At 71.6% G+C, this 25153-nt stretch carries 21 protein-coding genes; 10 read left to right on the forward strand and 11 right to left on the reverse strand.

Going from position 1 to position 25153, the window contains the following annotated elements:
- The first annotated feature begins 97 nt into the window (after window positions 1-97).
- The 6 genes from EER30_RS41280 (at window position 98) to EER30_RS41305 (ending at window position 7713) form a co-directional block, all read left to right on the forward strand.
- Window positions 98-949, forward strand: a complete 852-nt coding sequence (locus EER30_RS41280) for a universal stress protein (RefSeq protein WP_127507387.1) — start codon at window positions 98-100, stop codon at window positions 947-949.
- Between the two features lie 54 nt (window positions 950-1003).
- The gene (locus EER30_RS41285; RefSeq protein ID WP_127507389.1) at window positions 1004-3274 is read left to right on the forward strand and encodes a putative bifunctional diguanylate cyclase/phosphodiesterase; all 2271 of its coding nucleotides are present in this window, start codon (window positions 1004-1006) and stop codon (window positions 3272-3274) included.
- A gap of 272 nt (window positions 3275-3546) precedes the next feature.
- On the forward strand, window positions 3547-4329 hold the full coding sequence (locus EER30_RS41290; RefSeq protein ID WP_127507391.1) for an exodeoxyribonuclease III: 783 nt from the start codon (window positions 3547-3549) through the stop codon (window positions 4327-4329).
- A gap of 86 nt (window positions 4330-4415) precedes the next feature.
- A complete protein-coding gene (locus EER30_RS41295) occupies window positions 4416-6098 on the forward strand; it encodes a PP2C family protein-serine/threonine phosphatase (protein WP_127507393.1) in 1683 nt (560 codons plus the stop codon).
- Window positions 6095-7129: a cobalamin B12-binding domain-containing protein gene (locus EER30_RS41300; RefSeq protein WP_127507395.1), complete on the forward strand. Its 1035-nt coding sequence runs from the start codon at window positions 6095-6097 to the stop codon at window positions 7127-7129. Before EER30_RS41295 ends, EER30_RS41300 begins: the two co-directional genes overlap by 4 nt.
- A gap of 251 nt (window positions 7130-7380) precedes the next feature.
- The gene (locus EER30_RS41305; RefSeq protein WP_240670642.1) at window positions 7381-7713 is read left to right on the forward strand and encodes a hypothetical protein; all 333 of its coding nucleotides are present in this window, start codon (window positions 7381-7383) and stop codon (window positions 7711-7713) included.
- 46 nt (window positions 7714-7759) lie between these two features.
- Here the strand turns inward: EER30_RS41305 and EER30_RS41310 are convergent, their stop codons facing one another.
- The 7 genes from EER30_RS41310 to gsmA all read right to left on the reverse strand — a co-directional run bounded on the left by EER30_RS41310 (window position 7760) and on the right by gsmA (window position 18519).
- Complete coding sequence (locus EER30_RS41310) at window positions 7760-8146, reverse strand: RidA family protein (RefSeq protein ID WP_127507397.1); 387 nt, start codon at window positions 8144-8146, stop codon at window positions 7760-7762.
- Window positions 8147-8200: 54 nt separating this feature from the next.
- Window positions 8201-9133: a laminin G domain-containing protein gene (locus EER30_RS41315; RefSeq protein ID WP_127507399.1), complete on the reverse strand. Its 933-nt coding sequence runs from the start codon at window positions 9131-9133 to the stop codon at window positions 8201-8203.
- 377 nt (window positions 9134-9510) lie between these two features.
- A complete protein-coding gene (locus EER30_RS41320; protein ID WP_127507400.1) occupies window positions 9511-9891 on the reverse strand; it encodes a DUF6401 family natural product biosynthesis protein in 381 nt (126 codons plus the stop codon).
- A gap of 75 nt (window positions 9892-9966) precedes the next feature.
- Window positions 9967-13914 (reverse strand): ATP-dependent RNA helicase HrpA, encoded by a 3948-nt coding sequence (hrpA, locus tag EER30_RS41325; RefSeq protein ID WP_127507402.1) that lies wholly within the window; start codon window positions 13912-13914, stop codon window positions 9967-9969.
- A gap of 67 nt (window positions 13915-13981) precedes the next feature.
- Complete coding sequence (locus EER30_RS41330) at window positions 13982-14782, reverse strand: aldo/keto reductase (protein ID WP_240670643.1); 801 nt, start codon at window positions 14780-14782, stop codon at window positions 13982-13984.
- A gap of 59 nt (window positions 14783-14841) precedes the next feature.
- On the reverse strand, window positions 14842-17280 hold the full coding sequence (locus EER30_RS41335) for an ATP-binding protein (RefSeq protein ID WP_240670644.1): 2439 nt from the start codon (window positions 17278-17280) through the stop codon (window positions 14842-14844).
- A gap of 69 nt (window positions 17281-17349) precedes the next feature.
- Entirely contained in the window at window positions 17350-18519 is a 1170-nt protein-coding gene (gene gsmA, locus EER30_RS41340; RefSeq protein ID WP_127507406.1) for a sporangiospore maturation cell wall hydrolase GsmA, read from the reverse strand.
- Window positions 18520-18754: 235 nt separating this feature from the next.
- Between gsmA and EER30_RS41345 the strand changes: the two genes are divergently transcribed.
- The gene (locus EER30_RS41345; RefSeq protein WP_127507408.1) at window positions 18755-19708 is read left to right on the forward strand and encodes a phosphatase PAP2 family protein; all 954 of its coding nucleotides are present in this window, start codon (window positions 18755-18757) and stop codon (window positions 19706-19708) included.
- Window positions 19705-20271 (forward strand): DUF1269 domain-containing protein, encoded by a 567-nt coding sequence (locus EER30_RS41350; RefSeq protein WP_127507409.1) that lies wholly within the window; start codon window positions 19705-19707, stop codon window positions 20269-20271. The genes EER30_RS41345 and EER30_RS41350 overlap by 4 nt, the downstream gene beginning before the upstream one ends.
- Before the next feature lie 162 nt (window positions 20272-20433).
- Here EER30_RS41350 and EER30_RS41355 read toward each other — a convergent pair whose 3' ends face one another.
- Complete coding sequence (locus tag EER30_RS41355) at window positions 20434-21207, reverse strand: RNA polymerase sigma factor SigF (protein WP_432417595.1); 774 nt, start codon at window positions 21205-21207, stop codon at window positions 20434-20436.
- Window positions 21208-21427: 220 nt separating this feature from the next.
- Between EER30_RS41355 and ppgK the strand changes: the two genes are divergently transcribed.
- Both ppgK and EER30_RS41365 read left to right on the forward strand, forming a co-directional pair.
- Window positions 21428-22225: a polyphosphate--glucose phosphotransferase gene (ppgK, locus tag EER30_RS41360; protein ID WP_127507413.1), complete on the forward strand. Its 798-nt coding sequence runs from the start codon at window positions 21428-21430 to the stop codon at window positions 22223-22225.
- A gap of 2 nt (window positions 22226-22227) precedes the next feature.
- Entirely contained in the window at window positions 22228-22689 is a 462-nt protein-coding gene (locus EER30_RS41365) for a PPOX class F420-dependent oxidoreductase (RefSeq protein ID WP_127507415.1), read from the forward strand.
- On the opposite strand, the gene EER30_RS41370 is transcribed toward EER30_RS41365, so the two are convergent.
- The 3 genes from EER30_RS41370 to EER30_RS41380 form a co-directional block, all read right to left on the reverse strand.
- Window positions 22686-23600, reverse strand: coding sequence for a hypothetical protein (locus EER30_RS41370; RefSeq protein WP_127507417.1), 915 nt, complete (start codon window positions 23598-23600; stop codon window positions 22686-22688). The genes EER30_RS41365 and EER30_RS41370 overlap by 4 nt on opposite strands.
- On the reverse strand, window positions 23590-24096 hold the full coding sequence (locus EER30_RS41375) for a sigma-70 family RNA polymerase sigma factor (RefSeq protein WP_127507419.1): 507 nt from the start codon (window positions 24094-24096) through the stop codon (window positions 23590-23592). The genes EER30_RS41370 and EER30_RS41375 overlap by 11 nt, the downstream gene beginning before the upstream one ends.
- A 256-nt stretch (window positions 24097-24352) precedes the next feature.
- The gene (locus EER30_RS41380; protein ID WP_240670645.1) at window positions 24353-24838 is read right to left on the reverse strand and encodes a hypothetical protein; all 486 of its coding nucleotides are present in this window, start codon (window positions 24836-24838) and stop codon (window positions 24353-24355) included.
- Between the last annotated feature and the right edge of the window lie 315 nt (window positions 24839-25153).

Genomic DNA, 25153 nt, shown 5'->3' on the forward strand with positions numbered 1-25153 from the left:
GAATGGGTCATCAGGCGGCACCCCGCTGAGGGATTGATCACGAAGAGTGGCGCTCTTGTATAGATAATGGTTTAGCCGAACGCGGAGGTGCGAGCCAATGCCGAATCCGAGTCCGTCTCCTGTGGTGGTCGGGGTGACCGGGACGTCCGCCGGTCTGGCCGCGGTGCGGCTGGCCGCCCGGGAGGCCGTGTCGCGCGACCGTGACCTTCGGATCGTGCACGCTTTCACCTGGTCACACCCCCGCCTCGACCACCGGTACGACCGGGCGCGGCACACCGCGTCCCAGGTCGTCGACGCGGCGGTCGCCACCGCCCAGCGTTCCACACCGGGGGTGCGGGTGACCAGTCAACTCGTCGACGGGCCGGCCGATGAGGTGCTGTTGCGCCTGGGCCGCACTGCTGAGCTTCTCGTGCTCGGCGACGACGACCTGGCTACCCTGCCGTGGCTGCCGTCGGGGTCGGTGCTGTGCCAGACGGTGGCCCGCGCCTGGTGCCCGGTGCTGGTGGCGCGCGGTCCGCGCCCGCAGGCCGGCCCCATTCTGGCCGCGATCGACGGTTCGCAGTGCTCGCTGCTCGCGCTGCGCCAGGCGGCCGAGGAGGGCGCCCGCCGCGACGTCGACGTGGTCGTCGCCCACGTCGTCGAGAGACCGGGGCTCGAGGCCGAACAGGAGGGCCGCAACATCCTGGCCGACTCGCTCGCCGCGGTGCCTGAGCTGGGCGATCACCGCGTCCGCATGCTGGCCGGGGCGGTCGCTCCCACCCTGGTGCGCATCTCCGGCAAGGCCCGGCTGACCGTGATGGGGCCGCGCGGCCACCACGACGACGGGCTGCTGGGCTCGGTGGCGCGCAATGTCCTGCACAGGGCGGCGAGCCCCACCCTGTTCGCCCACCGGCGTCCCGTGCCGCAGCAGCGTGCACCCCTTGATGCCGGAAACGCCCTGGCTCGCTAGTCATGTCCTGATTTCAGCTCAGCCGCCGGGGATAGCCACCGAACTAGAACGGTGATGACCGGGAAGTGGCGGCTGTTCGCAGCGGCTGGGCTCGCGGCGACCGTCGCGTACACGGCGAACCTGTCGCCGGTGCTCAACGCCGCCTGCCTGGTGCTGGTCGGCGCCGGCACGGTCTGGGCCTGTTTCGCCGGTCCCCGCCGTCACCGAGCCGAGCCCCGTACGGCCTGGTCTCTGCTCGGTGTTGCGGTGCTCTTCTGCCTGGCCGGAATCCTGTTGCGGCCCGTCGTGCACGACCTGCCGGGCCTGCTGCCGCTGCTGGCCGACGGCGCCACGATCACCGGGTACGCCGCCCTGGCCGCCTTTCTGTTCGCGATGCTGCGCCGGCGTCGCAGCCTGGAGTGGCACGCCGTGCTCGACGGGCTGATCGTCTGCCTGGCCGGCGCCCTCGCCGCGGGTCTGCTGCTGGCCGCGCCGGCCGCCGCCGTCTCGGACCGTCCGCTGCTGGTCTCGGTCGTCGCCGGGCTCTATCCGCTGTTCGACGTCATCCTGCTGCTCCTGCTGATCAACCTGACCTTCACGACCACGACCTGGCCGGGCGGCCTGATCGCGCTCATGTTCGCGATGTTCTCGATGTTCGTCGGCGACACCGCGTACGCCGTGGTGGGCGCGGCCGGCGTCACCTATGCCTCGCCCCTGTTCGACGCCCCGTTCCTGATCGGCTTCGTGCTGGTCGGGGTGGCCGCGCTGCATCCCTCGGTGCCGCTGCTCGGTCAGGCCTCGCGCCCGCCCGTGCAGGCCTGGTCGTGGCGGCGAATCGCGCTGCTCGTGCCGGCCTTCGCCGTCCCGTTCGGGCTGCTGGTGGCGCTGCCCGAGATGTCGCGGGGCCGGCGTGTCGGCATCGCCCTGGTCGGCGTGCTGATGGTCGCGCTCCTGCTGGTGCGGGCGGTGACCGCGGTGCGGGCGCAGGCCGCCGCCCAGCGGCGCGCCGAGCACCAGGCGATGCACGACGCGCTGACCGGGCTGCCGAACCGCTACATGATCGGCGAGGAGGTGGCCCGGATGCTGCGCCGTCTGCCGGCCGGCGACCCGCGGCGGGTCTGGGTTCTGCTGCTCGACCTCGACGGCTTCAAGCTGGTCAACGACGGGTGGGGGCACGACACCGGCGATCAGCTCCTCATCGAGGTGGGCCGCCGGTTGCGGGCCGGCGCGCCCGTCGCGGCGCCGGTGGCCGCGGTCGGTGGCGACGGGTTCATGCTGGCCACGCTGGGCGACCGCGAGCAGGCGATGACCCTGGCCGGGCTGGTCCGCGAGGTCTTCGGGCACCCGTTCGCCGTGCGCGGCGGCGAGCTGACCATCACCTGCTCGACCGGGATCGCGTCGGCCGGTGGGGAGTCGGGCCGGGTCGAGGCGCTGATGCGCGACGCGGAGACGGCCATGTACCGGGCCAAGTCCGAAGGGCCGGGCGGGTTCACCGTCTTCGACGCGGCCATGCACGACCAGGTGCGCGAGCGCATCGACCTCGAGGTGGCGCTGCGCAAGGCCCTGGAGGAGGGTCAGCTCAGCGTCGCCTACCAGCCGATCGTCGAGATGGGCTCGGGCGTGCCCGCGGGGGCCGAGGCGCTGGTGCGCTGGGCGCATCCCGAGCGGGGCGCGATCTCCCCGGCCACGTTCATCCCGATCGCCGAGGACGCGGGGCTGATCGGCGCGATCGGCGACCGGGTGCGGCAGGAGGCGCTGCGCCAGCTCGGCGCGTGGCGCGAGGCCGGCATCGTCGGCGACGACTTCTATCTCTCGGTCAACGTCTCGGGACGTCAGCTCACCGACCCGCGGCTGCCGCACGACGTGGCGTCCGAGTTGCGGCGGTACGGGGTACCGGCGCGCTGCGTCGCCGTCGAGATGACCGAGTCGGTGCTGGTCGACTCGGCCGGGGTCGCCGGGCGGGTGCTCTTCGAGCTGCGCGAGATGGGCTGCCAGGTGCTCATCGACGACTTCGGCACCGGGTTCTCGGCGCTGGGCTACCTGCGACGCTTCCCGGCCACCGGCATCAAGATCGACCGCTCGTTCGTCACGGGGCTCGGCGTCAACCCGGGAGACGACGAGATCGTACGGGCGGTGGTGGCGATGTGCCACGCGCTGGAGCTCTCGGTCATCGCCGAGGGCGTCGAGACCCGTCTGCAGCGCGACACGCTGGCCGCGGTCGGTGTGGCCAAGGGCCAGGGCTGGCTGTGGGGACCGGCCGTGCCGCCCGACGACTTCGCCCGGCACTGGCATACCAACCGAGCCGCCGCGTTGCCGGAGCGGCCCCGCCGAGACCACGCATGCTGAACACTCTGCCCTCCGGCGTTGGCATCCTCCGCGTCCCTCGGGCATTATTCGGTTCGGGTCCGCTGGTAACGCGGATCACAGTGGGTTAATGTTTGATAACGGATGGGAGACAGTATGGCGACGCTGGTGGGCTCGGACGGTTCCGTGGTCTGGATGGTCGCGGTCCTTTTCGTCCTCATGGCCGGCCTGGGCGCCGCGCTTCTCGCCGCCACCCGCATGACCCGCCGCCCCTGAACAGAGCACTCGGCCGCTTGATGTAGCAGTCTGGGTAGATGCGCTTCGCCACCTGGAACGTCAACTCGGTCAAGGCACGGCTGCCGCGCCTGCTCGAATGGCTCGACGCCACCAAGCCCGACGTGGTGTGCCTGCAGGAGACCAAGGTCAGCGCCGACGGCTTCCCGTCCGACGAGGTCCGCGAACTCGGGTACGACACCGCCGCGTACGGTCAGGGCCGCTGGAACGGGGTCGCTCTGCTCTCCCGGGCCGGGCTCGACGACGTACGGCATGGTTTCGCCGGGGAACCGGGCTACCCCGACCCGGAGGCCCGCGCGATCAGCGCGCTCATCGGCGGCATCCGCTTCTACTCGATCTACGTGCCCAACGGGCGTACGCCCGAGGACCCGCACTACGCCTACAAGCTGTCGTGGCTGGCCGCCCTGCGCACCGCGCTGGCCGCCGAGGTCGCGTCCGGGCCGCTGGTGGTGGCGGGCGACTTCAACGTGGCGCCGACCGACGACGACGTCTGGGACCCGGCGGTGTTCGTCGGCTCGACCCACGTGACCCCGCCCGAGCGGGAGGCGCTGGCCGAGATCCGCGCCGTCGGACTGCGTGACATCGTCGGCCGGCCCATGAAGGGCGACCACCCGTTCACCTATTGGGATTACCGGGCCGGGATGTTCCACCAGAACAAGGGGATGAGAATCGACCTCGTCTATGCGAGCCCTTCGGTGGCCGACCGGGTCACGGACGCGGTGGTCGACCGCGAGGCGCGCAAGGGTAAAGGTCCCAGCGACCACGCTCCGATCGTGGTCGATCTGGGGGCCGACGCCCCTTGATCACCGACCTGGGCATGTTTGCCCGGTCCACAAGCACGTAGTCTGAGATCAATGACCGAGCCGGGCGGGGAGAGACGGGAGGCACCATGACAGCGCAATCGCCGGCGTCCGCCGGCGAAAGGCTGACCGACGGGCCCGCGCCCGCCCTGCTCCGCGCCGCTCTGGACGCCGCCAGTGAGGCGGTCGTGCTGTGCGGCTCGGCCGACGACACCATTGTGCTGGTCAACGCGGCCGCCCAGGCACTGGTCCCGGGCCTCGCCGCCGGCGCCACCGCGGCCGAGGGACCGCTGCCCGGGCTGGCCGGCGAAGAGTCCTTCACCTCCCGCTACCGCGGCCGCGATTTGCAGGGCCATCGGCGCGCCCTGGGCGACGACCACTACGCGTGGTACCTGCGCGACCGCACCGAAGAGGTGGCCCGCGCCGACGCGCTGCGCGCCGAACGGGCCCGCGCCGCCTTCCTGGCCGACGCCGGACGCCGCCTGTCCTCCTCGCTGCACCAGGGCCGCTGCCTGCGCATCACGGCCGAGCTCGCCGTCGCCCACCTGGCCGACGCCGCCCTGGTCGTACTACCCGCCGAACATCGGCAGAGTCAGTGGGTACGGCTGATCGCCGGCGGCACCCTCGAGGAGGGCACGCTGCGCGAGCAGTCCCTGACCTCGGTGCCGGGCCTGGTCGAGGCACTCGGCGGCTTCCCGCCCATCCCGAGCCGGTGGCTCGACGCGTCCCAGGCGCCCGAGTGGCTGCTGCCCGGCGCGTTCGGGCCGATCGGCGCGCTGCTGGTCACTCCCCTGCCCGGCAACGCCGAACCGGCCGGCGCGCTGATCCTGGCCCGCCGTGGCACCGGTGCCACGTTCACGCCCGACGACGAGATCCTGGCCCGCGTGTTCGCGGCCCGGGCCGGCGCCGCCCTCTCGGCCGCCGGCCTCTACCGCGACCAGGTCGACACGACGGCCGTGCTGCAGGCCGACCTGCTGCCGCCCGAACTGCCCCGCCCCGAGGGCATCGAGCTGTCCGGCTCCTACCAGGCCGCCCGCGGGTCGCTGCGCATCGGCGGCGACTTCTACGACGTGTTCGGCCCCACCGACGACAGCCCCGAAACGGTCATCGCCCTCGGCGACGTCTGCGGCCAGGGCCCCGAGGCGGCGGTGCTGACCGGCAAGGTCCGCCAGACGCTGCGCGCGCTGCGCCTGGTCGACGCCGCCCCCGCCACGATGCTGCGAGTGCTCAACCGGGCGCTGCTCGAGTCCGGCCGCCGGCACCGGTTCGTCACCATGGTGGTGGGCTCGGTCAGCCGCGCCGACCACGGCCGGGTGCGCCTCGAGCTCGCGACCGGCGGCCACCCCGCGCCGCTGGTGCTGCGCGACGACGGCACGGTCGAAGAGGTGCCGGTCAGCGGCACCCTGATCGGCGCGTTCGCCCGCACGGTGGTGCGCCCGGCCGAGGTCGAGCTGGCCCCCGGCGAGCTGTGCCTGCTCTACAGCGACGGCCTGACCGAGGCCCGCGGCGGTCCGTCGGGCGACGAGCTGTTCGGTGAGGCCCGGCTGCACGACGCGCTGACCGAGTGCCGGGGTCTGCCCGGCGCGGCGACCCTCGAACGGGTGCGCCAGCTCGTCAGCGACTGGGTGCACGGCGGCATCCACGACGACATCGCCATGCTGGCCGTCCGCGCCCCGGCCCGCACGCCCCTCAGCCTGCGCAACGGCGACCGCACCACGTCCCCGTTCGCGATCGACGCCCGCCGCCCCGACCGGCGGCGACCCCGATCATGAGCGTCGCCGCCCGCCGCCCGCTCGACGACCCCGGCCTGGCCGACGAGTTCCTGCGCGTCATCGGCGACGGCGACGAGTACGCGGCCGTCGACATGGTCACGTCACTGCTCGACGACGGCGTCCCGGCCCAGCGCATCATGATCGACCTCATTGCGCGTACGCAGGCCCGGGTGGGTGACCTGTGGGCGGCGAACCAGTGGTCGGTGGCCCGCGAGCACGCCGCGACCGCGATCAGTGAACGCGCGCTGGGAGCGCTGGCGGCCCGCACGAATGTGAAACCCAGCCGGGGCCGGGTGACGATCGCGTGCGTCGACGGCGAATGGCACGCGTTGCCGACCCGCATCCTGGCCGAGATGCTGCGCCTCGACGGCTGGCGCGTCGACTTCCTCGGCGCGAACGTGCCCGGCCCGCACCTGATCACCCATCTGCACCAGACCGGCCCCGACGTGGTCGCGCTGAGCTGCATGATCGCGACCCGGTTGCCCCGCGCCCACGCGGCGATCACGGCCTGCCGCGCGGCCGGGGTGCCGGTCATCGCGGGCGGTCGCGGTTTCGGTCCCGGCGGCCGCTACGCGCAACACCTGGGCGCCGACGCCTGGGCCGCCGGCGCCGAGGAAGCCGTACGCCGTCTGGCCCGCAACTGGCCCCCGCACAACCAGGACGCCCCGCTCGCGGCCCACCTGGGCGACGACGAATACACGTACGTGGTCCGCCACCGCCCCGAATTGATCAGTACGGCGATGAAGCGGCTGGCCGAGGCCTACCCGACGATGCGCGAGTACAACCAGCGCCAACGCGACGCGACCGCCGAGGACATGGCGCACATCGTCGATTTCCTGGCGGCCGCGCTCTACGTCAGCGAGACCGCCGTCTTCACCGACTTCGTGACCTGGACCGAGGGCGTGCTGCGCGCCCGCGGCGTCCCGCCGGTGGCCCTGCGCGTCGGCCTGCAGACGATCCAGGACCAGCTGCGCGACTACCCGGCCGCCACCGCGATCCTCGCCTCCGGCGCCGCCCGCATCCCGGCCTGACTTCCGGGCTTCAAGGCTTCGGACATGTCCGAGACGGTGCAGGCGGACAAGCGACTCGCGATCGAGATGTCCGGGGCTCGGACGGGCAGCAATCGGCAAGCCACCGGAACCGGTCGCCGGATAATCGGTAGCGCCCGGCGCGGGGGGCTCCTATCGTGGGCGCATGATCTCCTGATGACGCGGCCCGTCGAGGCCGTTCACGTGCTCGGTTCCGGGTGCTCCGGCGTTTTGTCCGCCGTGGAGCCCACATCGTGCCGACACCCGGAGCAACCACGTTCTTCTTCCCCGGCTCCACCGTGCCCGGCCCCGCTGCTCAGCGGGGCTTCGAGGAGGTCTGCATGCCTGGCCAGCGCTTCACCGTTCAGCTCAATCCGGATGATCTCGCCGTGAGCGACTTCGCCGCGGCCCTGTTCCGCCCGGGCGGCGAGTCTGCCGATCGCGGCGAACGTAAGGACGCGCCCGGCGCCGAGCACCACGGCGCCCGCGACGGCAAGGAGGCCGCCCGGCAGCGGTCCGGCCGTGACCGCGCAGGTCGCGCGGCCGGCGCGGCGACGGGTCGTTCGTACGCCTTCCGGCGCAGCTGACCGACACGGTGGAAGGGGCACCCAGGCGGGTGCCCCTTCCACGTGTTCAGTCCAGAACCGCTACGGCCTCGACCTCGACCAGGTGTTCGGGCACGTCGAGCGCCGAGATGCCGAACAGCGAGGCCGGGGCCTCGATCGTGACACCGAGCTTGGCCGCGGCCCGGCCGACCCCGTCGATCAGCTCGGGCATGCGGTCCGGCGTCCAGTCGACGACGTGCATGGTCAGCTTCACCACGTCGCCGAACGTGGCCCCGGCGGCGGCCAGAGCGGTGCCCACCTGCAGATAGCACTGCTCGACCTGGGTGGCGAAGTCGCCGCCCTCCCAGGCGACCTGACCGGCGACGTGGATCATCCTGGTGCCGGTCGCCACCGAAACCTGCTTGTAGAACGGGATCTCCGGTAGTCCGGGCGGGTTGATCAGGCTGACGGCCATGCGGGTGCCTCCAGACGAGAGATGACTACCCCGACCGTACGGTGACCTGGGGTTTTATCCCAGCTCGGCGTAGACGTCGTCGAGACGGCCGTGGTACATGTCGGTGCGGGTGTTGAAGTTCGGGCCGCCGATGCGCAGCGGCAGCTCGTTGCTGATCGACAGGTTCGACGGGATGGTCGTCTGGCCGCGCTGAACGTTGTCGACCCACACGGACAGGGCCGTGCCGCTGCGCTGGCAGAGCACCTTGTGCCACTGACCGTCGGCGACCGAGGTGGCCGAGCGGGCGATGTAGACGGTCTCGGAGCCGGTGCCGACCACGACGCACTGGGCCTTGCCGTGCGTGCGGCCGACCTGCAGCTTCCACTGGCTGGAGGTGTTCGCGACGCCCTTCTGCAGGATGTTCGCCGACCCGACGATCTGGGCCTTGGTGAGCTGCATACGCGCCGACCAGCGGAACGTCTTCGTACCCGGGTTGAGGTTGGCGGTGTTGGGGGCTTCGAGCAGACCACGCGGGCAGGTGCGGGCGTTGGAGGCGCAGGCGGCCGGGAACGAGATGTAGCGGCCGCTGGGGGTGGCGGGCTCGAAGCGGATGACACCCTGATCGGCGTAGCGGGCGGTCAGGGCCGGCCCGCGCCCCGACGTGTCGGCGACCTTACCGTCGACCGCGCCCGCGTCGAAGCCCCAGCGCGCGACCAGCAGCGGGGTGGTAGGCGCGGCAGGAGCGGCAGGAGCCGCGGCCGGAGCAGCGGCCGGGGCAGCCGCCGGAGCAGCGGCCGGGGCAGCCGCCGGAGCAGCGGCCGGGGCAGCCGCCGGGGCAGCGGCCGGGGCAGCGGCAACCTGCGGGGCAGCGGCGGCGGCCGCGGTCGGGGCGGGGGCAGCCGCCGGCTGATTTGCTTCCGGGGTGGCGCCGGGGGCCGGTGCGGCGAAGGCCGGCGTCGCCGGAACGATGAGGGCCGAGGCGGCAGCGAGCGCAAGAGCGAGCTTCATGCCTAGACGATGACTTATAGACCGTTTTCTCCGCAAAGCACCCCTATCAGCGTTTCGGGCGATCCCAGAAGAGGGATACGCGCGGCAGCGACCGAATCTCGCATGGATAAATAACGAAAAATCCGGCACGAGGCTTCGCCACCCGTGAAGAGAGCAGGCGGGACGGAGGCGGCGCACAGCAGAGGGGCGGGCGGGGGCGGCGCACAGCAGAGGGGCGGGCGGGGGCGGCGCACGGCAGACGGGGCGGGACAGAGGCGGCGCACGGCAGAGGCGGGACAGAGCGGCACACAGCAGAGAGGCGGGACAGAGGCGGCGTACGGCAGAGGGGGTGGAAAGCGGAACGGCCCGCCGGTGGCGGGCCGTTCAGCGACGGTCGGTCAGAGGGCGTTGTTCTGCTCGGCGAGCATGCAGATGGCGACCAGGCGCAGCAGGTGCCAGTCGGCGGCCTGCCAGTCGGCGCAGGTCACGGGGGCCTCGCCGGGCTCGGGGAGGGTGCGGCTCATGCGGCGGGCGCCGGCGACGATGGCCCGGGCGTAACCCGCCAGGCCCTCGGCGTCGGCCTCGCGGCCGGCCGAGTCGAGGGCGTCGCGGACCGCGGCGGCGTGCTGGTCGACCAGGGCGAGCAGGCCCGGGTCGGCGAGCGCGGCGACGATTCCGTCGACGCCGACCCGCGCCATCATCTCGTCCAGCAGACCGGTCGCCGGCGAGGCCGGAACGAGCGGAGAGATCGGGGCGAAGGCGAGGTAATCGTTCGTCATGGCGAGAACGCTAAGGGCTGCCGGGCACCCATGACAGTGGGGTAACCGAACGGCACCCGAGCGTCAACGAGCGTGCTACGTCGGGAGCTGGTCCATCGCCTTGTAGATCCTTTTGTCCGATATCGGATAGGCGGTTCCCAACGATTGAGCGAAGAAGTTGATCCGCAACTCCTCGATCATCCAGCGGATCTCGCGGATCCCCTCCGCGGGCGCTCCGAGGTCGCGCAGCTCGCGCCACTCCGACTCGATCTCGTGGATCTGGCCCATCAGCTGCCGGTCACGGCCCAGGGTCGTCGGCAGCCGGTCGAGCCGATAGACGATGCCTCGCAGATAGCGCGGCAGGTGGTGCAGTTGCCGCCACCCTGTCTCGGTCACGAAGCCGGCGTGCACCAGGCCCTTGAGCTGCTGCCGGATGTCGGCCAGGGCGGGCAGCATCGACGGGTCGCGCAGCGATTTGAGGCGCTGGTCGATGTCGTACGCCGTGGCGAGCACCTGCCGCACCTGGGTGACCACGTTCGCGACGGCGTCGACCAGGTCTTGCCGCACCGCGTCGCGCAGGGAGGCGAACTCGATCGACGACCACACCGGCCCGCCCGCGTCGGTGACCAGCTTGTCGACCGCCGCGCCGGCGCAGTCGTCGAGAAGGTCGGCGATCGACCGGTACGGGTTCCCGCGCGTGAGTTCGAGCTTGGCCCGGTTGTCGAGCCGTCCCTGCAGGTAGCGGGCGGCCGGCGGCAACGTCAGGAGCAGCAGCTTGCGTGTTCCGGCGATCATGGCCGTACGCTGCTCGGCCTCGGTCTCGAAGACCTTGATCGCGATGCTGTCGCCCTCGTCGACCAGCGCGGGGAAGACGTTGACCTCGTAACCGCCCCGCACCTGGGCCACTTTGCGGGGCAGCATGCCGAAGTCGTTGGTGGTGATCCCGCGGCGCTCGATGTCGCCGGCCGCCTTCGAGATGGTCTGCTGCACCTTCGGGGCGAGCGAGCGGCGCAGCACCTCGAGGTCGCGCCCCTCCCCCACGACCTTGTCGTTCTCGTCGATCACGCGGAAGTTGACCCGCAGGTGTTCGGGCACCTGGTCGGGCCGCCACGCGTCGCGGGGCACGATCGTCCCGGTGAGCCGGCGCAGTTCACCCGCGATCGCGTCGGGCAGCGGTCCACGCCGGGCCGGAACGCGGTCGAGCACGGCCTCAGCCCAGTCCGGCACCGGTACGAAGTTCGTACGCAACGCCTTGGGCAGGGCCCGGATCAGGGCGATCACGACGTCGCGGCGGAACCCGGGCACCGACCAGCCGAAGTCCTCCGGGTCGAGCTTGTTGAGCAGCGCGATCGGCACGCGCACGGAGACGCCGTCGGCCTTCGAGTTCGGCTCGAACTCGTACGTCAGGGGCAGTTTGACCCCGCCGGCCAGCCAGGCGTCCGGGTACGCGTTCGGGTCGACGCCGTCGCGGCCGGAGTTGACCAGCATCTCGCGGGTGAAGGTCAACAGCTCGGGTTCCGTACGCCGTGCCTTCTTCCACCACGCGTCGAAGTGCCGGGCGGAGACGACGTCGGCCGGGATGCGCGCGTCGTAGAGGGCGTACACGGTCTCGTCGTCGACCGCGATGTCGCGGCGGCGGGCCCGGTTCTCGATCTCCTCGATCTGGGCCAGCAGCTTGGTGTTGTCGGCGTAGAACTTGTGGTGCGTCTCCCAGTCGCCCTCGACGAGCGCGTGCCTGATGAACAGCTCGCGCGACGCCACCGGGTCGACCTTGGAGTAGCCGACCTTGCGCCGCGGCACGATCGGCAACCCATAGAGAGTCACCTTCTCGTACGCCATCACGGCGCCCTGCTTCTTCTCCCAGTGCGGCTCGCTGTAGCTGCGTTTCACCAGGTGCGGGGCGAGTTTCTCGGCCCATTCGGGTTCGATGCGAGCGTTGACGCGGCCCCACAGCCGGCTCGTCTCGACCAGTTCGGCCGACATCACCCAGCGCGGCTGCTTCTTGAACAGCGCCGAACCGGGGAAGATCGCGAACTTCGCCCCGCGCGCGCCCAGATATTCGCGCTTGTCGGTGTCTTTGAGCCCGATGTGCGAGAGCAGCCCCGACAGCAGAGCGGTGTGCACGTGCTGGCCCTCGGCGACCTCCTCGCGATCCTCCACGAGAGACAGTCCGAGCGTACGGCTCACCTGCCGGAGTTGTGCGTAGATGTCCTGCCACTCCCGCACGCGCAGGTAGTTGAGGAACTCGGTGCGGCACAGCCGGCGGAACTGGTTGCCGCTGAGCTCCTGCTGTTTCTCGCGCAGGTATCGCCAGAGGTTGAGGTAGCTGAAGAAGTCCGATTCCTTGTCGGTGAACCGGGCGTGCTTCTCGTCGGCCTGCTGCTGCTTCTCGGCCGGGCGCTCGCGGGGGTCCTGGATGGACAGTGCGGCCGCGATCACCATGACCTCGGCCAGGCACTCCTGCCGGTCGGCCTCGATCACCATGCGGGCCAGGCGCGGGTCGACCGGGAGCTGGGCGAGCTGGCGGCCCATCGGGGTGAGCTTGCGGTCGTCGAGCGCGCCGAGCTCTTCGAGCAGCTTCACGCCGTCGGTGATGTTGCGCCGGTCGGGCGGGTCGATGAACGGGAACTTGGCGAGGTCGCCCAGGCCCAGGTTGGTCATCTGCAGGATGACGCTGGCCAGGTTGGTCCGCAGGATCTCGGGCTCGGTGAACTCGGGGCGGGCCTCGAAGTCCTCCTCGGAGTAGAGCCGGATGCAGATGCCGTCGGCGACGCGGCCGCAGCGTCCCTTGCGCTGGTTGGCGCTGGCCTGCGAGACCGGTTCGATCGGCAGGCGCTGCACCTTGAGCCGGTTGGAGTAGCGGCTGATGCGCGCGGTGCCGGGGTCGATGACGTAGCGGATGCCGGGGACGGTCAGCGAGGTCTCGGCGACGTTGGTGGCCAGCACGACACGGCGGCGGGAGTGCCGTTCGAAGACCTTGTGCTGCTCGGCGGCCGACAGCCGGCCGTAGAGCGGCACGATGTCGGTGTCGCGCAGGTTGCGTTTGCCGAGCGCGTCGGCCGTGTCGCGGATCTCGCGCTCGCCGGAGAGGAAGACCAGGATGTCGCCGTCGCCCTCGCGGCCCAGCTCGTCGACCGCTTCGGCGATGCCGTCGACCTGGTCCATGGGTTCTTCGGTCTGCACTGGTTCATGTCGGTTTTCCGCCGCGGTAAGGCTCGAGCCCTCGGTGGTCGCCACCAGCGGCCGGTAGCGGGTCTCGACGGGGAACGTGCGGCCGGAGACCTCGATCACGGGAGCGGGTTTGCCCGCGGCATCGGAGAAATGCTCGGCGAAGCGTTGTGTCTCGATCGTGGCCGACGTGATGATCAGCTTCAGGTCGGGGCGGCGGGGCAGCAGCTCGCGCAGGTAGCCGAGGATGAAGTCGATGTTGAGGCTGCGCTCGTGCGCCTCGTCGATGATCAGAGTGTCGTACCGGTAGAGGTTGCGGTCGGTCTGGATCTCGGCCAGCAGGATGCCGTCGGTCATGACCTTGACCATGGTGTCGTCGCTGACCTGGTCGGTGAAGCGGACCTTGTAACCGATGGTCGTGCCCAGCGGCCGCCCGACCTCTTCGGCGATGCGCTCGGCGACCGTGCGGGCGGCGATGCGCCGCGGCTGGGTGTGGCCGATCTGCCCGCGAACGCCCCGGCCCAGCTCCATGCAGATCTTGGGGATCTGGGTGGTCTTGCCGGAGCCGGTCTCGCCGGCGACCACGACGACCTGGTGGTCGCGGATCGCCGCGGCGATGTCGTCCTTGCGGAGGCTGACCGGCAGCGACTGCGGATAGCTGATCGGGGGCACGCTCGCGAGCCGGGCGGCCAGGCGCTCGGCGGCCCGGTCGACCTCGGCCGAGATCTCGGCGAGCGCGGCCGCGCGGGCGTCGTCGTCGCGCAGGCGCCGGGTGCCTTCGAGGCGGCGCTGCAGGCGCCGCTCGTCGCGCGGGAGCAGGTCGTTTATCCGGACGCGCAGTTCGCGGACGGCCGGTGCAGCAGGTGTTGTCGACATCGCGCGACAAGAATAGGCGGAATCGGCGGTAAACGCCTGGTGATTAACGACGCCCCGGCAACCGGAATCAGCCGCGGCCGTGACGGCCCATGCCGTCGATCGCGGTCATCTCGGCGTCGGTCAGCGTGAAGCCGTCGATATCGGCGTTGCGGGCGATGCGTTCGGGGGTCTGGGACTTCGGGATGACGACGATCTCGTGCTGCACGTGCCAGCGCAGCACCACCCGGGCCGGGTCGACGCCGTGCGCGGTGGCGATGCCGGTCAGCACCGGGTCGTACAGGTTGGTGGTCTTGAACGGCGAGTAGCCCTCGACCACGACGCCGCGATCGCGGTGCTCGGCGAGGACGCGGGCGTCGTACAGGGCCGGGCCGAACCGGATCTGGTTGACCGCCGGACGCTCGCCGGTGTCGGCGATCAGCTCGTCGATCAGATCGGCGTCGTAGTTGCTGACGCCGATCGAGCGGGTCAGGCCGGCGTCGCGGGCGGCGATCAGCGCCTGCCACAGCTGGGTCGAGCGGCCGCGGCGCGGCGGCCAGTGGATCAGCCACAGGTCGATCGCGTCGACGCCGAGGTGCTGCAGGCTCTGCTCGATCGTGGCGCGTTCCTTGCCGGCCCGGTCGGGCGGCAGCTTGGTCGTGACGAAGACCTGGTCACGCGGCACGCCGGAGTCTTTCAGGGCGCGGCCGACCTCGGCCTCGTTGCCGTAAACGGTCGCGGTGTCGAGGTGCGTGTAGCCGGCCTCGAGCGCGTCCCGGACCGCCTGGTAGGCGGTCTTGCCGTGCATCTGCCAGGTGCCGAAGCCGAGCAGGGGCATCTCGACCGGGGTGCCGTCGGCCGCCTTTCCCAGCGGCAGTGCGGGAATCGTCATGGGTCACATCCTGCCCCTGGAAACGGGTGGTGACACCCTACGTAGCGTGGGTCACACCACTACTCCGAGCTGCTGCTGGACGGGTCGCGCAGGCGGGCGGCGGCCGGGTCGTGCGCCGACGGGTCGGCGGCGGGCAGTGCGGCCAGGCCGGGCAGGCGCGAGTCCTCGATCGCGGCGCGTTCGGCGAGGGCCCGTTCCAGGGCCGCGCGGGTGGCGGCTTCCTCGTCCTCGGTGGGGTCGGGTGCGGTCATGGCTGTTCTCCTCGGCTCGGGCTTCGCGGGTGCGGGCTGTGCGGGCTGCGCGGGTGCCGGCTGCGCGGGTGCGGGCTGCGCGGGTGCGGGCTGTGCGATCGGCGGGATCGTGAAGTGGAAGCGGGTGCCGCCGCCGGGGTTGTCGGCCACGCCGATCTCGCCGCCGTGCCGCTCGACGATGCGCTTGCAGATGGCCAGGCCCAGGCCGGTGCCGGCGTACCCGGCCTCGGCGTGCGCCCGGTGGAAACTCTCGAAGATGTCCTGCTTGGCCGTGTCGGGGATACCGATCCCGCGGTCGGCGACCTCGATGCGCGTGCAACCGGCCGCGTCCACGTCCCCGGTCACGTCGACCCGCGGCATCGTGCCCGGCCGCACATACTTGAGGGCGTTGCCGAGCAGGTTGTCCAGCACATGCCGCAGCATCGCCGGGTCGACCGCCACCTCGGGCAGCGGGCCGACGTAGATGTCGGGCACGTCTTCCGTACGCAAATGGGCAGTTCGGTCGTGGACCACCTCGGCCACCAGCGCGGCCAGGTCGACCTGGCGGGTGCGCAGCGGCGCGTCCCGGGCCGTCGTGTACGCCAGCAGGGTGTCGATCAGGCCCGCCATCCGGTCGACCGCGTGGATGATGCGGCCCAGCCTCCGGCGGGCGCCGTCGACCTCGGGTCCGTCCGGCGCGTCGGCCAGGTCCTCGGTCGCCGCCTCGGAGTGGCCCCGGATGACGGAGAGGGGCGCCTTGAGGTCGTGGGCCACCACTCCGGCGAAGACGGCCAGGTCGTTCTCGTAGCGACGCAGTTCGGTGATGTCGTGCAGGACGGCGACCGCGCCGGGCCGGCCGTCGGCGGTGTCCAGCGGACGCCCGTCCATGCTGACCAGGATGCCCTCGGGCCGCCGCGAGTTGCGCACGATCATCTCGACGCCGTCGCTCGACTCGCCGCGCATGGCCCGGACGAGCGGATAGTCGCCGACCTGGAAAGGGGTCCGGCCGTCCGGCCGATACAGGCCGTAATGCTCCTGCCAGGCGTTCGGATCGTCCTCCTCCTGCTCGCCCTCCACCATCCCGAGCAGGGCGCGGGCCGCGGGGTTGAGCAGCAACGCGTCGTTCTCGTCGACGACGGTGACCGCGTCGCTGATGCTGTCCAGGATCGCGCCGAGCAGCCCGGCCTGCCGGCGGCTCTCCTGTTCGGCCGCGCGTAGCTCGGCGGTGGCCTTGTGCACCCGCGCCTCGGCGCGGGCCCGGCCGGTGGCCAGCACGAACACGAGCCCGGCCAGCAGCACCGACATGGCGCCGCCGGTGAGCAGCAGCGTCATCGGCAGGGTGCTGGAGGCGCCGGGCAGGTGCGACGCGTCGGCCCGGGTGACCAGCGTCCACTTCCGGTCGGCGACGTCGATGCTGACGCTGCGCCGCAGGTCGGCCACGCCGGGCACGAGATATTCGGCGACCACCGACTCGCCGCCGTCACGGTCGGTGGCGAGCAGCAGGCCAGCGAGCTGCCCCTGGCTGACCGTGGCGAGCATGCCCTCGAGGAAATCCTCGCCGCGCAGGCCGAGCACGACCCAGCCACGGAACTCGGGCTCGTTGGCCCGCGTCCAGATCGGGGCGGCGAAGACGAGCGAGCGCTGCTGCTGACCGGCGGGCAGGCCCCGGTCGCGCAGCAGCACATAGGTGTCGGAGACGCTGGGCCGGCCGAGCTCGCGGGAGTCCTGAAGGGCGGTGGCCGGCTCGGTCGCGGCGGCCAGGTCGAGGCCGCTCAGCGGCGAGCCGGTGGGGGTCAGCGACCGGGTGAAGATCGAGAAATAGTGCTCGCCGCCGGTCGTCGCCGGCCGCAGGGTGAGGCCTTCGGCGCCACGGGAGCGCCAGAACCGCTGCGCGGCCGCGATCTGCGAGTCGGCGACCGGCACGACGAAGGCGAACGAGGCCGCGCCGATCAGGTTGGCCGACGCGAGCGGGGCGGTCGCCGCGTCGAAGTCCTCCCACGTCAGGTCGGGGTCGGTGCCGATGCCGGCGGCGGCGGTCTCGACCAGCGAGCGGTAGCGCTCGGTCTCGGTCTGCACGGCGGCCCGGGCCACGGCGGTGCGCTGGTCCATCACCCGGTCGGCGTTGTCGCTCTGCACGTCGCGCATCCCGGCATAGACCGACAGCACGACGGTGAGGCCGACCAGCAGGACGACGCCCGCGAACAGGGACCCGGTGAAGCGCCCGCGGCGGGCCTCCGTCGCGGTGGTTGAAAAGTCGCGTCGCTTCACCAAAGTGAGCATAAAACGCAAATCACCCTCGTCGACCCGGTTCGGCCGACGAGGGTGAGGCTGATTCGCTTACTTCCAGGTGTCGTACTGGTAGAGGTTCTGCTGGGCCATCAGGGTGGTGACCTTGGTGTAGTAGTTCGGGTCGGTGGCGTAACCCGCCTTCCACACCTTCCAGATGAAGCTGTTCGCCTTCTTCGTGTAGTTGAAGGCACCGGCGTAGCGGGGGTTGACCCGCAGGAAACTGCCGTGGTCGCGGAACGAGTGCGCCATGGTGGCGTACGTGCGGAAGGTCGCCACCGTGGAGAAGCACGAGCCGGCCTTCGTGCACTCCTGGGTGCGGTAGTCGTGGCAGCCGTTGGCCAGCGTGCCGAACTTGCCGCTCTGGCACTTGATGCCGAAGTAGTTGCGGTCGACCGACGCGAGGCCGCTGCGGCCCCAACCCGACTCGAGGATCGCCTGCGCGAGCGTCACCGAGGCCGGCACGCCGTACTCGCGCCAGCCGCGCTGCGCGCCCGGGACGGCGGCCTGGATGAACTGCTCCGGCGTGAGGGTCACGGCCGGGGCGGCCGGCGCCGGCTTCGCGCCCGGGCAGAGCTTGAGGGCGGGCGTGACGACGTACGCGTGCGAGATGTAAGCGCCGTCGGCGAGGCGGTTCCACTGCGTGGTCGAGCGGACCGTGCCCTTGACCAGGCTGCCGGCGACGTAGCAGACACCGGTCACCTTGGCGCCGGTGGCGAGCACACGCTTGACCGGCGAGGTCGTGAACGGCCCGGTACGAACGTTGACCTTGCCGTCACCGCTGCGGACCGTGCCGACCTTGTTCGTGGTCGCGACCGGCTTGGTCTTCGGTTTGGTCTTCGGTTTGGTCTTCGGCTTGGCCTTGACGGCGGTGGCGCGCGAGGCGCTGGTCTCGCACCGCTCGATCGTCGAGCCGCCACTGACGTACGCGTGGGTGACGTAGCCGCCGGTGCTGAGCCTGTCCCACTGGGTGGTGGTGCGCACCGAGCCGCGGACGCTCTGCCCGGTGACCGAGCAGACGGCGGTGACCTTCTGGCCGCCGCGCAGCGAGCCGACCACGTCAGCGGCGAGCGACGGCGTGGCACGCACCTTCAGCGTGCTGCGCACCTCGACCGTGACCGACACTCCGGCCGCACTCGCCGCGGTGGGCGCGGCGACCAGGCCGGCGCCGACGGCGAACACGAGCAGGGGGCCGGTGACCCGGCGGGCGTACTGCCTCATAGAGAACGTCTCCTTCGTAGCGGGCGGCGTCCGTACGAAGGTCGCGTTCAGGCGTTGCGAGGCAAGAGCGCGCGAGGGTGCAGAACCGTTGCGACGGGGACCACATGTGGCGGCTGTGTCCTGGGGCACACGCCGGGGCTTATGATTTTTGGGCGCGCTTAGAAATGCGGCCGGTTGGGCAATCGGGCTTACGCTCCGTCAGCCCCTCCCCGAACCCGCAGAAGGACATTCGCCCATGACGGTCCTGGCGTCCCCCGAGCAGCCGACCACCGCGCGCCCGCGCGGCGCCCGCCACCTGCTCACGCCGATCGCCATCGCGCTGCTCGCCACAGCCGCGGCCGGCGCTCTCTACCAGTTCTTCGTCCGCACGGCCCTGGGCCAGCGCGTCGACACCGAGGCCATGCGCGGCGCCGACGTCCACCACGTCCGGGTCGTCGAAGTGCTCGACCGCACGCTGAACGGCACGACGCTGGTCAGCCTCGTCCTCGTCTGCCTGTTCGCGGCCGTCTTCGGCGTGCTGCGCAAACGGCTCGACCTGGCCATCGGCGCGACCCTGCTGGTGCTCGGCGCGAACGCCACCACCCGGCTGCTGAAGACCTACCTCGACCGCCCCGACCTCGACGGCTCCGGCATGCCGAACTCGTTCCCGTCGGGCCACACGACGGCCGCCGTGTCGGTCGCCTTCGCCGTGATCCTGGTGCTGCCGCAGGCGTTGCGCGGCATGGTCGCCCTGATCGGCTTCGCCTACGTTACCGTGATCGCGGTGGCGACGGTCTGGGCCGAGTGGCACCGCCCCAGCGACACCGCGGCGGCCCTCGCGGTCACGCTCGCCTGGTCGGCCGTCGCCGTTTTCGGCATCCGCGTACGCCGTCTGAGGCGCGACGGCGGCACCCAGCCGCCCTCCCGCCTGGTCACCGTGCCGCTGCTGGCGATCGGCGCCCTGTCCGCGGTCGTCGGCGGGCTGGGCCTGGCCGCGGTGGCCCTCTCCGAACGCGCCCTGCCCGACCTGGTCTCGGGCCGTTTCGCGTTCCTGTCCGGCTCGGCCGCGATCACCGCCGCCGCGGCCGCCGTCTTTCTCGTCTGGGTGCGGCTGGCCGCCGGTGACCGTCTGGTGGCCGCCACCCCCGCAGCAGAGCAGTCCGACGGCGCGGCACCCGCCGCCCGCCGCGTCAAGGGAGGCAAAGCATGACCACACCCAACATTCCCGGCAGCAACCCGTCGAGTTCCGGCGGTGCCGTCCCGCCCGGCCCGGCCGGCGTACCCACCCTGCCCGCCCAGACCCAGGCCGCCGGGGGCGCGCCGACGGTCGTGGTCGGCACGTTCCCCGACTACGCGCAGGCGCAGAAGGCCGTGGACACGCTGTCGGACAACAAGTTCCCAGTCGAACGCACCGCCATCATCGGCACCGACCTGCGCCTGGTCGAGAACGTGCTGGGCCGCCTGACCACCGCGCGCGCGGCGCTGGCCGGCGCGGCCAGCGGCGCCTGGTTCGGCCTCTTCATCGGCCTGCTGTTCGGCCTGTTCAGCACGTCGAGCTGGTTCGGTGTCATCCTGGCCGGTCTGCTGATCGGTGCCGCGTGGGGTGCCGTCTTCGGCGCCATCGCCCACGCCGCCACCGGCGGCCGCCGCGACTTCGCCTCCCGCTCCTCGATCCAGGCGGGTCAGTACGCGGTGGTGACCGACGCCGAGGTGGCCGACCAGGCCCGCTCCCTGCTGGTCCAGCTCAACTGGCAGGCGTCCGGCGCGCAGTAGGCGGGCCCCCGAACAAGCGAGATCGCCTCACCCTCGTCGGCCGAACCGGGCCGGCGGGGGTGTTTCACGTTGCGTGCGGGGCGAGTTCGGGCCGACGACTTGCCCCGATCAGGTTCGCGGCATCGTCGGTGACGACCGGCCGCTGATCGAGGTCTGACCGGCTCAGAGCGCTTCGTGCAGTTCGGCTCGGAGTTTGCCCAGGGCCTTGGTCAGCAGGCGGGACACGTGCATCTGGGAGATGCCGACCTGATCCGCGATCTGCGACTGGGTCAGGTTTCCGTAGAACCGCAGCGTCAGGATCTTCTGCTCGCGCTCGTCGAGCGTCGCCAGGGCGGGACCCAGGGCCACCCGCGTCTCGGCGAGCTCGAATTCGGAGTCTTCGCCGCCGAGCGTGTCCCCGAGCTCCGTCATACCGTCCGCGCCGATCGGCGTCGACAGCGACGTGGCGTTGTAGGCGCGCGCCCCTTCAAGACCCTCCAGTACGTCTTCCTCGCTGACGCCCAGGTGGGTCGCGACGTCGGCGACCGTCGGCGACCGCCCGAGGCTGTGGGTCAGGGTGCTGTTGGCCTCCGTGATCGCCAGGCGCAGCTCCTGGAGGCGGCGTGGCACCCGCACCGACCACGTACGGTCCCGGAAGTGCCTCTTGATCTCGCCGATGATGGTCGGGATGGCGTAGCCGGCGAAGTCGACACCGCGTTCGGGATCGAATTTGTCGACGGCCTTGATGAGACCGACGGTGGCGGTTTGGACAAGATCGTCGGTGGGTTCGCCGCGGCCGGAGTAGCGGTGGGCGAGGTGGCGGGCCAACGGCAGCCAGGCCTCGATGGCCCGGTCGCGCAGGCCGGCGCGGGCGGGGTCGCCCGGCGGGAGCGCGGAGAGGTTGACCAGCAGTTCCGTGGCGGTGTCGGCCACCCTCGTGTGCACGGCACGGGTCATGGTCATGACGATGGTCCTCCATGGCGGGCAGAGAGCCGTGCCCGCTGACGGCGACCGTTCAGTTACTCCAAGCTAACCGAGAAGCCGAGCGTTGCCTAGCCGAAAGTATGACTGTCACCCCGCATCCCCCGACGCTGCCGAGCGCTCTCGAGGGATTTAATGTCTGAGCTCCGTGGTAAACAGCGGATGCACAACCGGCACCTCAAGACGGGAAACACCAATGGCCATTCTCGGCATCGACATCGGCGGTTCGGGCGTCAAGGGCGCCCCCGTCGACACCGTCCGCGGCGAGCTGCTCGCCGAGCGGTACAGGGTGCCCACGCCCCAGCCGTCCGACGTCACCAGCGTCGTCGAGGCGGTCGCCGAGGTGGCGGGCCAGTTCGAGGGCCAGTTCGACCGGGTCGGCATCACCTTCCCCGGCGTCGTGGTCGACGGTGTCACCCGCACCGCGGCGAACGTCGACAAGTCCTGGCTCGACGCGCCGGCCGCCCGGCTGTTCGCCAACCGGCTCGGCAAGCCCGTGTCGGTGCTCAACGACGCCGACGCCGCCGGGGTCGCCGAGGTGACCTTCGGCGCGGGCCGCGACCAGGCCGGCCTGATCGTCATGCTGACCTTCGGTACGGGCATCGGCAGCGCGCTGTTCCTCGACGGCACCCTGATCCCGAACACCGAGTTCGGCCACCTCGAGCTCGACGGCTACGACGCCGAGACGCGCGCCTCCGACCGGGCCCGCGAGATCGAGGAGCTGAGCTGGGAGAAGTGGGCCTCCCGGGTCCGCAACTACCTCTCGCACGTCGAGGGACTGCTCTCGCCGCGGCTGTTCATCCTCGGCGGCGGCGTCAGCAAGAAGGCCGACCGCTTCCTCCCGCTGATCGACATTCGTACCCCGATGGTCCCGGCCACGCTGCTCAACAACGCGGGCATCATCGGCGCGGCCCAGACGGCCGAGATCGACGCGCGCAAGGGCGACCGTGACGGCATCGCGCCGCACGAGGCCGGCGCCCGGGTGGCGGGGTAACGATGCCGCGCACGATCGCCACCAACGACACGGTCGGCCGCGAGGAACTGCTCGAGTTCCTGCGGCCGCGGCACAAGGCCATCCTCATGACAACCCGCCGCGACGGCCGCCCGCAGGCGTCGCCGAACACGTGCGGCCTCGACGTCGAGGGCCGCATCGTCATCTCGACCTATCCCGAACGGGCCAAGGTCTACAACCTGCGCCGCGACCCGCGCGTGTCGGTCTGCGTGCTGTCCGACGACTTCGGCGGGCCTTGGGTGCAGGTCGACGGGGTGGCCGAGGTGCTCGACCTGCCCGAGGCACTCGAGCCGCTGGTCGAATACTTCCGGGTCATCTCGGGCGAGCACTCCGACTGGGACGAGTACCGCCAGGCGATGCGCGACCAGGGCAAGTCCCTGATCCGCATCACCATCGAGCGGTGGGGCCCGATCGCGACCGGCGGCTTCCCGGCCCGCCTGGCCTAACCCCGCCACCCCTGCAGGCGTTTGGTGGCGGCACGGGCGAGCGACTCGATCGCGGATCTCTCCGTCCCCCAGTTCTCGTACCCGCGGGAGTCGACGAGGGTGACGGCGTCGTTGACGCGGACGGCGGCGATGTAGGTCGCCGTCCGCTCGCCGTCGCCGGTCGGCTCGCCGTCGCCGCCCCGGGCCTCGTACGACCGCTCGATCAGCAGCGACTCGTCCCCCAGGCCCAGCGACCCGAGCGACTCGAACCGGGCCTCCAGGTCACCGATCTTGCCCGTCGGGCAGACGTCGACGGCGGCCCGCAGCTCGGCCAGGTAGTCCTGGGCGCCCTCGCCGCGATAGACGGTCACGGTGTCGTAGATCGTGTCGTCCGGGACGTTCTCAGCCGGGGTCTTCGGGCCGCGATAGACGACGAACACCGACGCCCCGGCCCCGACCTGCTTCTGGCTCGGGAACTTCGCCTTCGCGCAGAACTCGGGCACCTCGCGGGTCTCGTCCAGGCGCTTGAATTCGCTGTTGCCCACGTCGTCCTTGGTGAGCAGCGCCCGGCCCGGGATCGACTTCGGGATCGCGGGACCGGTGCTGGACGGCGGCGGGCTGCTCGGCGGAGCGCTGCTGACCGGCGGCTTCGTCGTGACCGACGGCGTCGGTGTCGGCGGTGCTGTGGTAGCCGGTGCCGGCGACGCGCTCACGGCCGGCGGGAGAACCGTGCGCTGGTCAGGCCCGCCGGCCAGCGCGAACCCGCCGCCGATCGCCGCGGCGGCTAGCGCGGCGGTGGCGCCGGCGGTCACGACGGCCGCACGCGAACGGCGACGGCCGGCTTGACGGCGCAGCTCAGGCCCCGAGAGCAGCAGCCCCCGGTCGGCGTCGGACGACAGCGCGGCGAAGGCGCGCTCCACCTCATTCGGCATCGGAGACCTCCGGCGTACGCAGGGCAGGCGCGAGAATCGTGGCGAGCTCGGCGCGGCCGCGGGTCAGCCGCGAGGTGACCGTGCCGACGGGCGAGCCGACCTCGGCGGCGATGTCGGCCACCGACATGTCGAACAGGTAGTGCAGGGCGATCGCCTGCCGGATCGGCGCGGGCAGCCGGCGCAACGCGGCCGTCAGCACCACGGCGTCCTCACCGGGCGGACCGACCGGCTCGGGCGGACCGGCTCGGCGCACGGCCGACCGCCAGCCGCTCAGGCGCCGCCAGCGGTCGGTGCACAGACGCGCGACGGTCAGCCGTACCCAGCCCTCGGGCGCCGGGTGCGCGGCGACCGCACGCCAATGACGCCAGGCCCTCGTATAGGCCTCCTGCACCACGTCCTGCGCCTCGGCGAGATCGCCGGTCAGCGCGTAGCCGTAGCGCAGGATCCGGGCGGACGTCTCCCGGTAGAACTCGTCGAAGCTGTCCGCCTCGCGCATCCGCGCTGACCCCTCTCGCCTCACTCAGTGCACCGGTAACGCCCGGCGTCGCCAGAATGCTGCACCCGCGAGAAAGTTTCCTCCCCGATCCCGGCCAACCTGCCACCTGTGGACAACCGCCGGTCCGCGCTTGACAACGCGTAATCTGACCCTCTCTCCCGGGGCGGGTGGGGGAGGCGGTGGCAGTAGCGGTGGCAGTAAAAGTCCGGGCCACCCCGGTCCGGCGCAACCAATGAGGCCGGCATGAGAGAAGGCCTCAGCCGACCAGCGGCTTCTCGGCCCCCAGCAGATAGATCAGCGTGTCGCGGTGCATGGCGGCGATGGGCTCGAGCAGGTCGGGGTGCCGCAGCAGTGCGGCAGCGTCCAGGTCGCGGTTGTCGGGCTCGAGCAGGCGACGGAACTCGGCCGGCGCTCCCCCTTCCTTGCGCGGGTAGGGCATGGGCCGGTCCTGAGCCATCGGCACGGCGGCGATGACCGCGTCGACGCCCCGGCGGGCCAGCGAGGGGTCGGCGAGCAGGCAGGCGGCCCAGCTCACCACTACCTCGTCGACCCAGGTGCGCCAGCCCTCCTCCTCGGCCTCCTCGTCGTCGGGTTCGCTGCCGGCCCGCCAGTCGAGGACCGCCGAGCCTCCGGGGCCGGCGATCGCGACCAGGGCGGCGTCGATGTCGGTGGGGTATCGCAGCCACGCCGCGACGGTGACGGCCTGGCGCGCCTGCAGCTCCGAGAGTGTGTGGGCGATCATGTCCGCGCTCCCCGAGGGGTAAGCACGCGACAGCCAGTGCGTGCTCGCCGCGATTACGGGCGAGAGCTCGACAGACGGTCCGGCCAACGGGTGCTCCTCCGGTCAGGCGCGGCACCGGTCGGCCCGCGTCACCGGTTCTCTCGGTCGAGCAGGTGGGTGACCTGAGCAGGGTCACCGGGATGGCAACGCACGGCAACCGACACGCTCCCGTGCCGGCGGCGAATGGCTTCGGGCGGGCCGATCCGGCCCGCGAGCAGGGCTGGACGCCGGCGTCCCCCGGTCGTACGTGGACCTGGGCGAACCACGAACTCGCGA

The sequence above is a fragment of the Actinoplanes solisilvae genome (genome assembly GCF_003999975.1).
Classification (GTDB): domain Bacteria; phylum Actinomycetota; class Actinomycetes; order Mycobacteriales; family Micromonosporaceae; genus Actinoplanes; species Actinoplanes solisilvae.

Coding starts and splice junctions, on each gene's coding strand:
- EER30_RS41280 (WP_127507387.1), top strand. CDS start 98: ATGCCGAATCCGAGTCCGTCTCCTGTGGTGGTCGGGGTGACCGGGACG.
- EER30_RS41285 (WP_127507389.1), top strand. CDS start 1,004: ATGACCGGGAAGTGGCGGCTGTTCGCAGCGGCTGGGCTCGCGGCGACC.
- EER30_RS41290 (WP_127507391.1), top strand. CDS start 3,547: ATGCGCTTCGCCACCTGGAACGTCAACTCGGTCAAGGCACGGCTGCCG.
- EER30_RS41295 (WP_127507393.1), top strand. CDS start 4,416: ATGACAGCGCAATCGCCGGCGTCCGCCGGCGAAAGGCTGACCGACGGG.
- EER30_RS41300 (WP_127507395.1), top strand. CDS start 6,095: ATGAGCGTCGCCGCCCGCCGCCCGCTCGACGACCCCGGCCTGGCCGAC.
- EER30_RS41310 (WP_127507397.1), bottom strand. CDS start 8,146: ATGGCCGTCAGCCTGATCAACCCGCCCGGACTACCGGAGATCCCGTTC.
- EER30_RS41315 (WP_127507399.1), bottom strand. CDS start 9,133: ATGAAGCTCGCTCTTGCGCTCGCTGCCGCCTCGGCCCTCATCGTTCCG.
- EER30_RS41320 (WP_127507400.1), bottom strand. CDS start 9,891: ATGACGAACGATTACCTCGCCTTCGCCCCGATCTCTCCGCTCGTTCCG.
- hrpA (WP_127507402.1), bottom strand. CDS start 13,914: ATGTCGACAACACCTGCTGCACCGGCCGTCCGCGAACTGCGCGTCCGG.
- EER30_RS41330 (WP_240670643.1), bottom strand. CDS start 14,782: ATGACGATTCCCGCACTGCCGCTGGGAAAGGCGGCCGACGGCACCCCG.
- gsmA (WP_127507406.1), bottom strand. CDS start 18,519: ATGAGGCAGTACGCCCGCCGGGTCACCGGCCCCCTGCTCGTGTTCGCC.
- EER30_RS41345 (WP_127507408.1), top strand. CDS start 18,755: ATGACGGTCCTGGCGTCCCCCGAGCAGCCGACCACCGCGCGCCCGCGC.
- EER30_RS41350 (WP_127507409.1), top strand. CDS start 19,705: ATGACCACACCCAACATTCCCGGCAGCAACCCGTCGAGTTCCGGCGGT.
- EER30_RS41355 (WP_432417595.1), bottom strand. CDS start 21,207: ATGACCCGTGCCGTGCACACGAGGGTGGCCGACACCGCCACGGAACTG.
- ppgK (WP_127507413.1), top strand. CDS start 21,428: ATGGCCATTCTCGGCATCGACATCGGCGGTTCGGGCGTCAAGGGCGCC.
- EER30_RS41365 (WP_127507415.1), top strand. CDS start 22,228: ATGCCGCGCACGATCGCCACCAACGACACGGTCGGCCGCGAGGAACTG.
- EER30_RS41370 (WP_127507417.1), bottom strand. CDS start 23,600: ATGCCGAATGAGGTGGAGCGCGCCTTCGCCGCGCTGTCGTCCGACGCC.
- EER30_RS41375 (WP_127507419.1), bottom strand. CDS start 24,096: ATGCGCGAGGCGGACAGCTTCGACGAGTTCTACCGGGAGACGTCCGCC.
- EER30_RS41380 (WP_240670645.1), bottom strand. CDS start 24,838: ATGATCGCCCACACACTCTCGGAGCTGCAGGCGCGCCAGGCCGTCACC.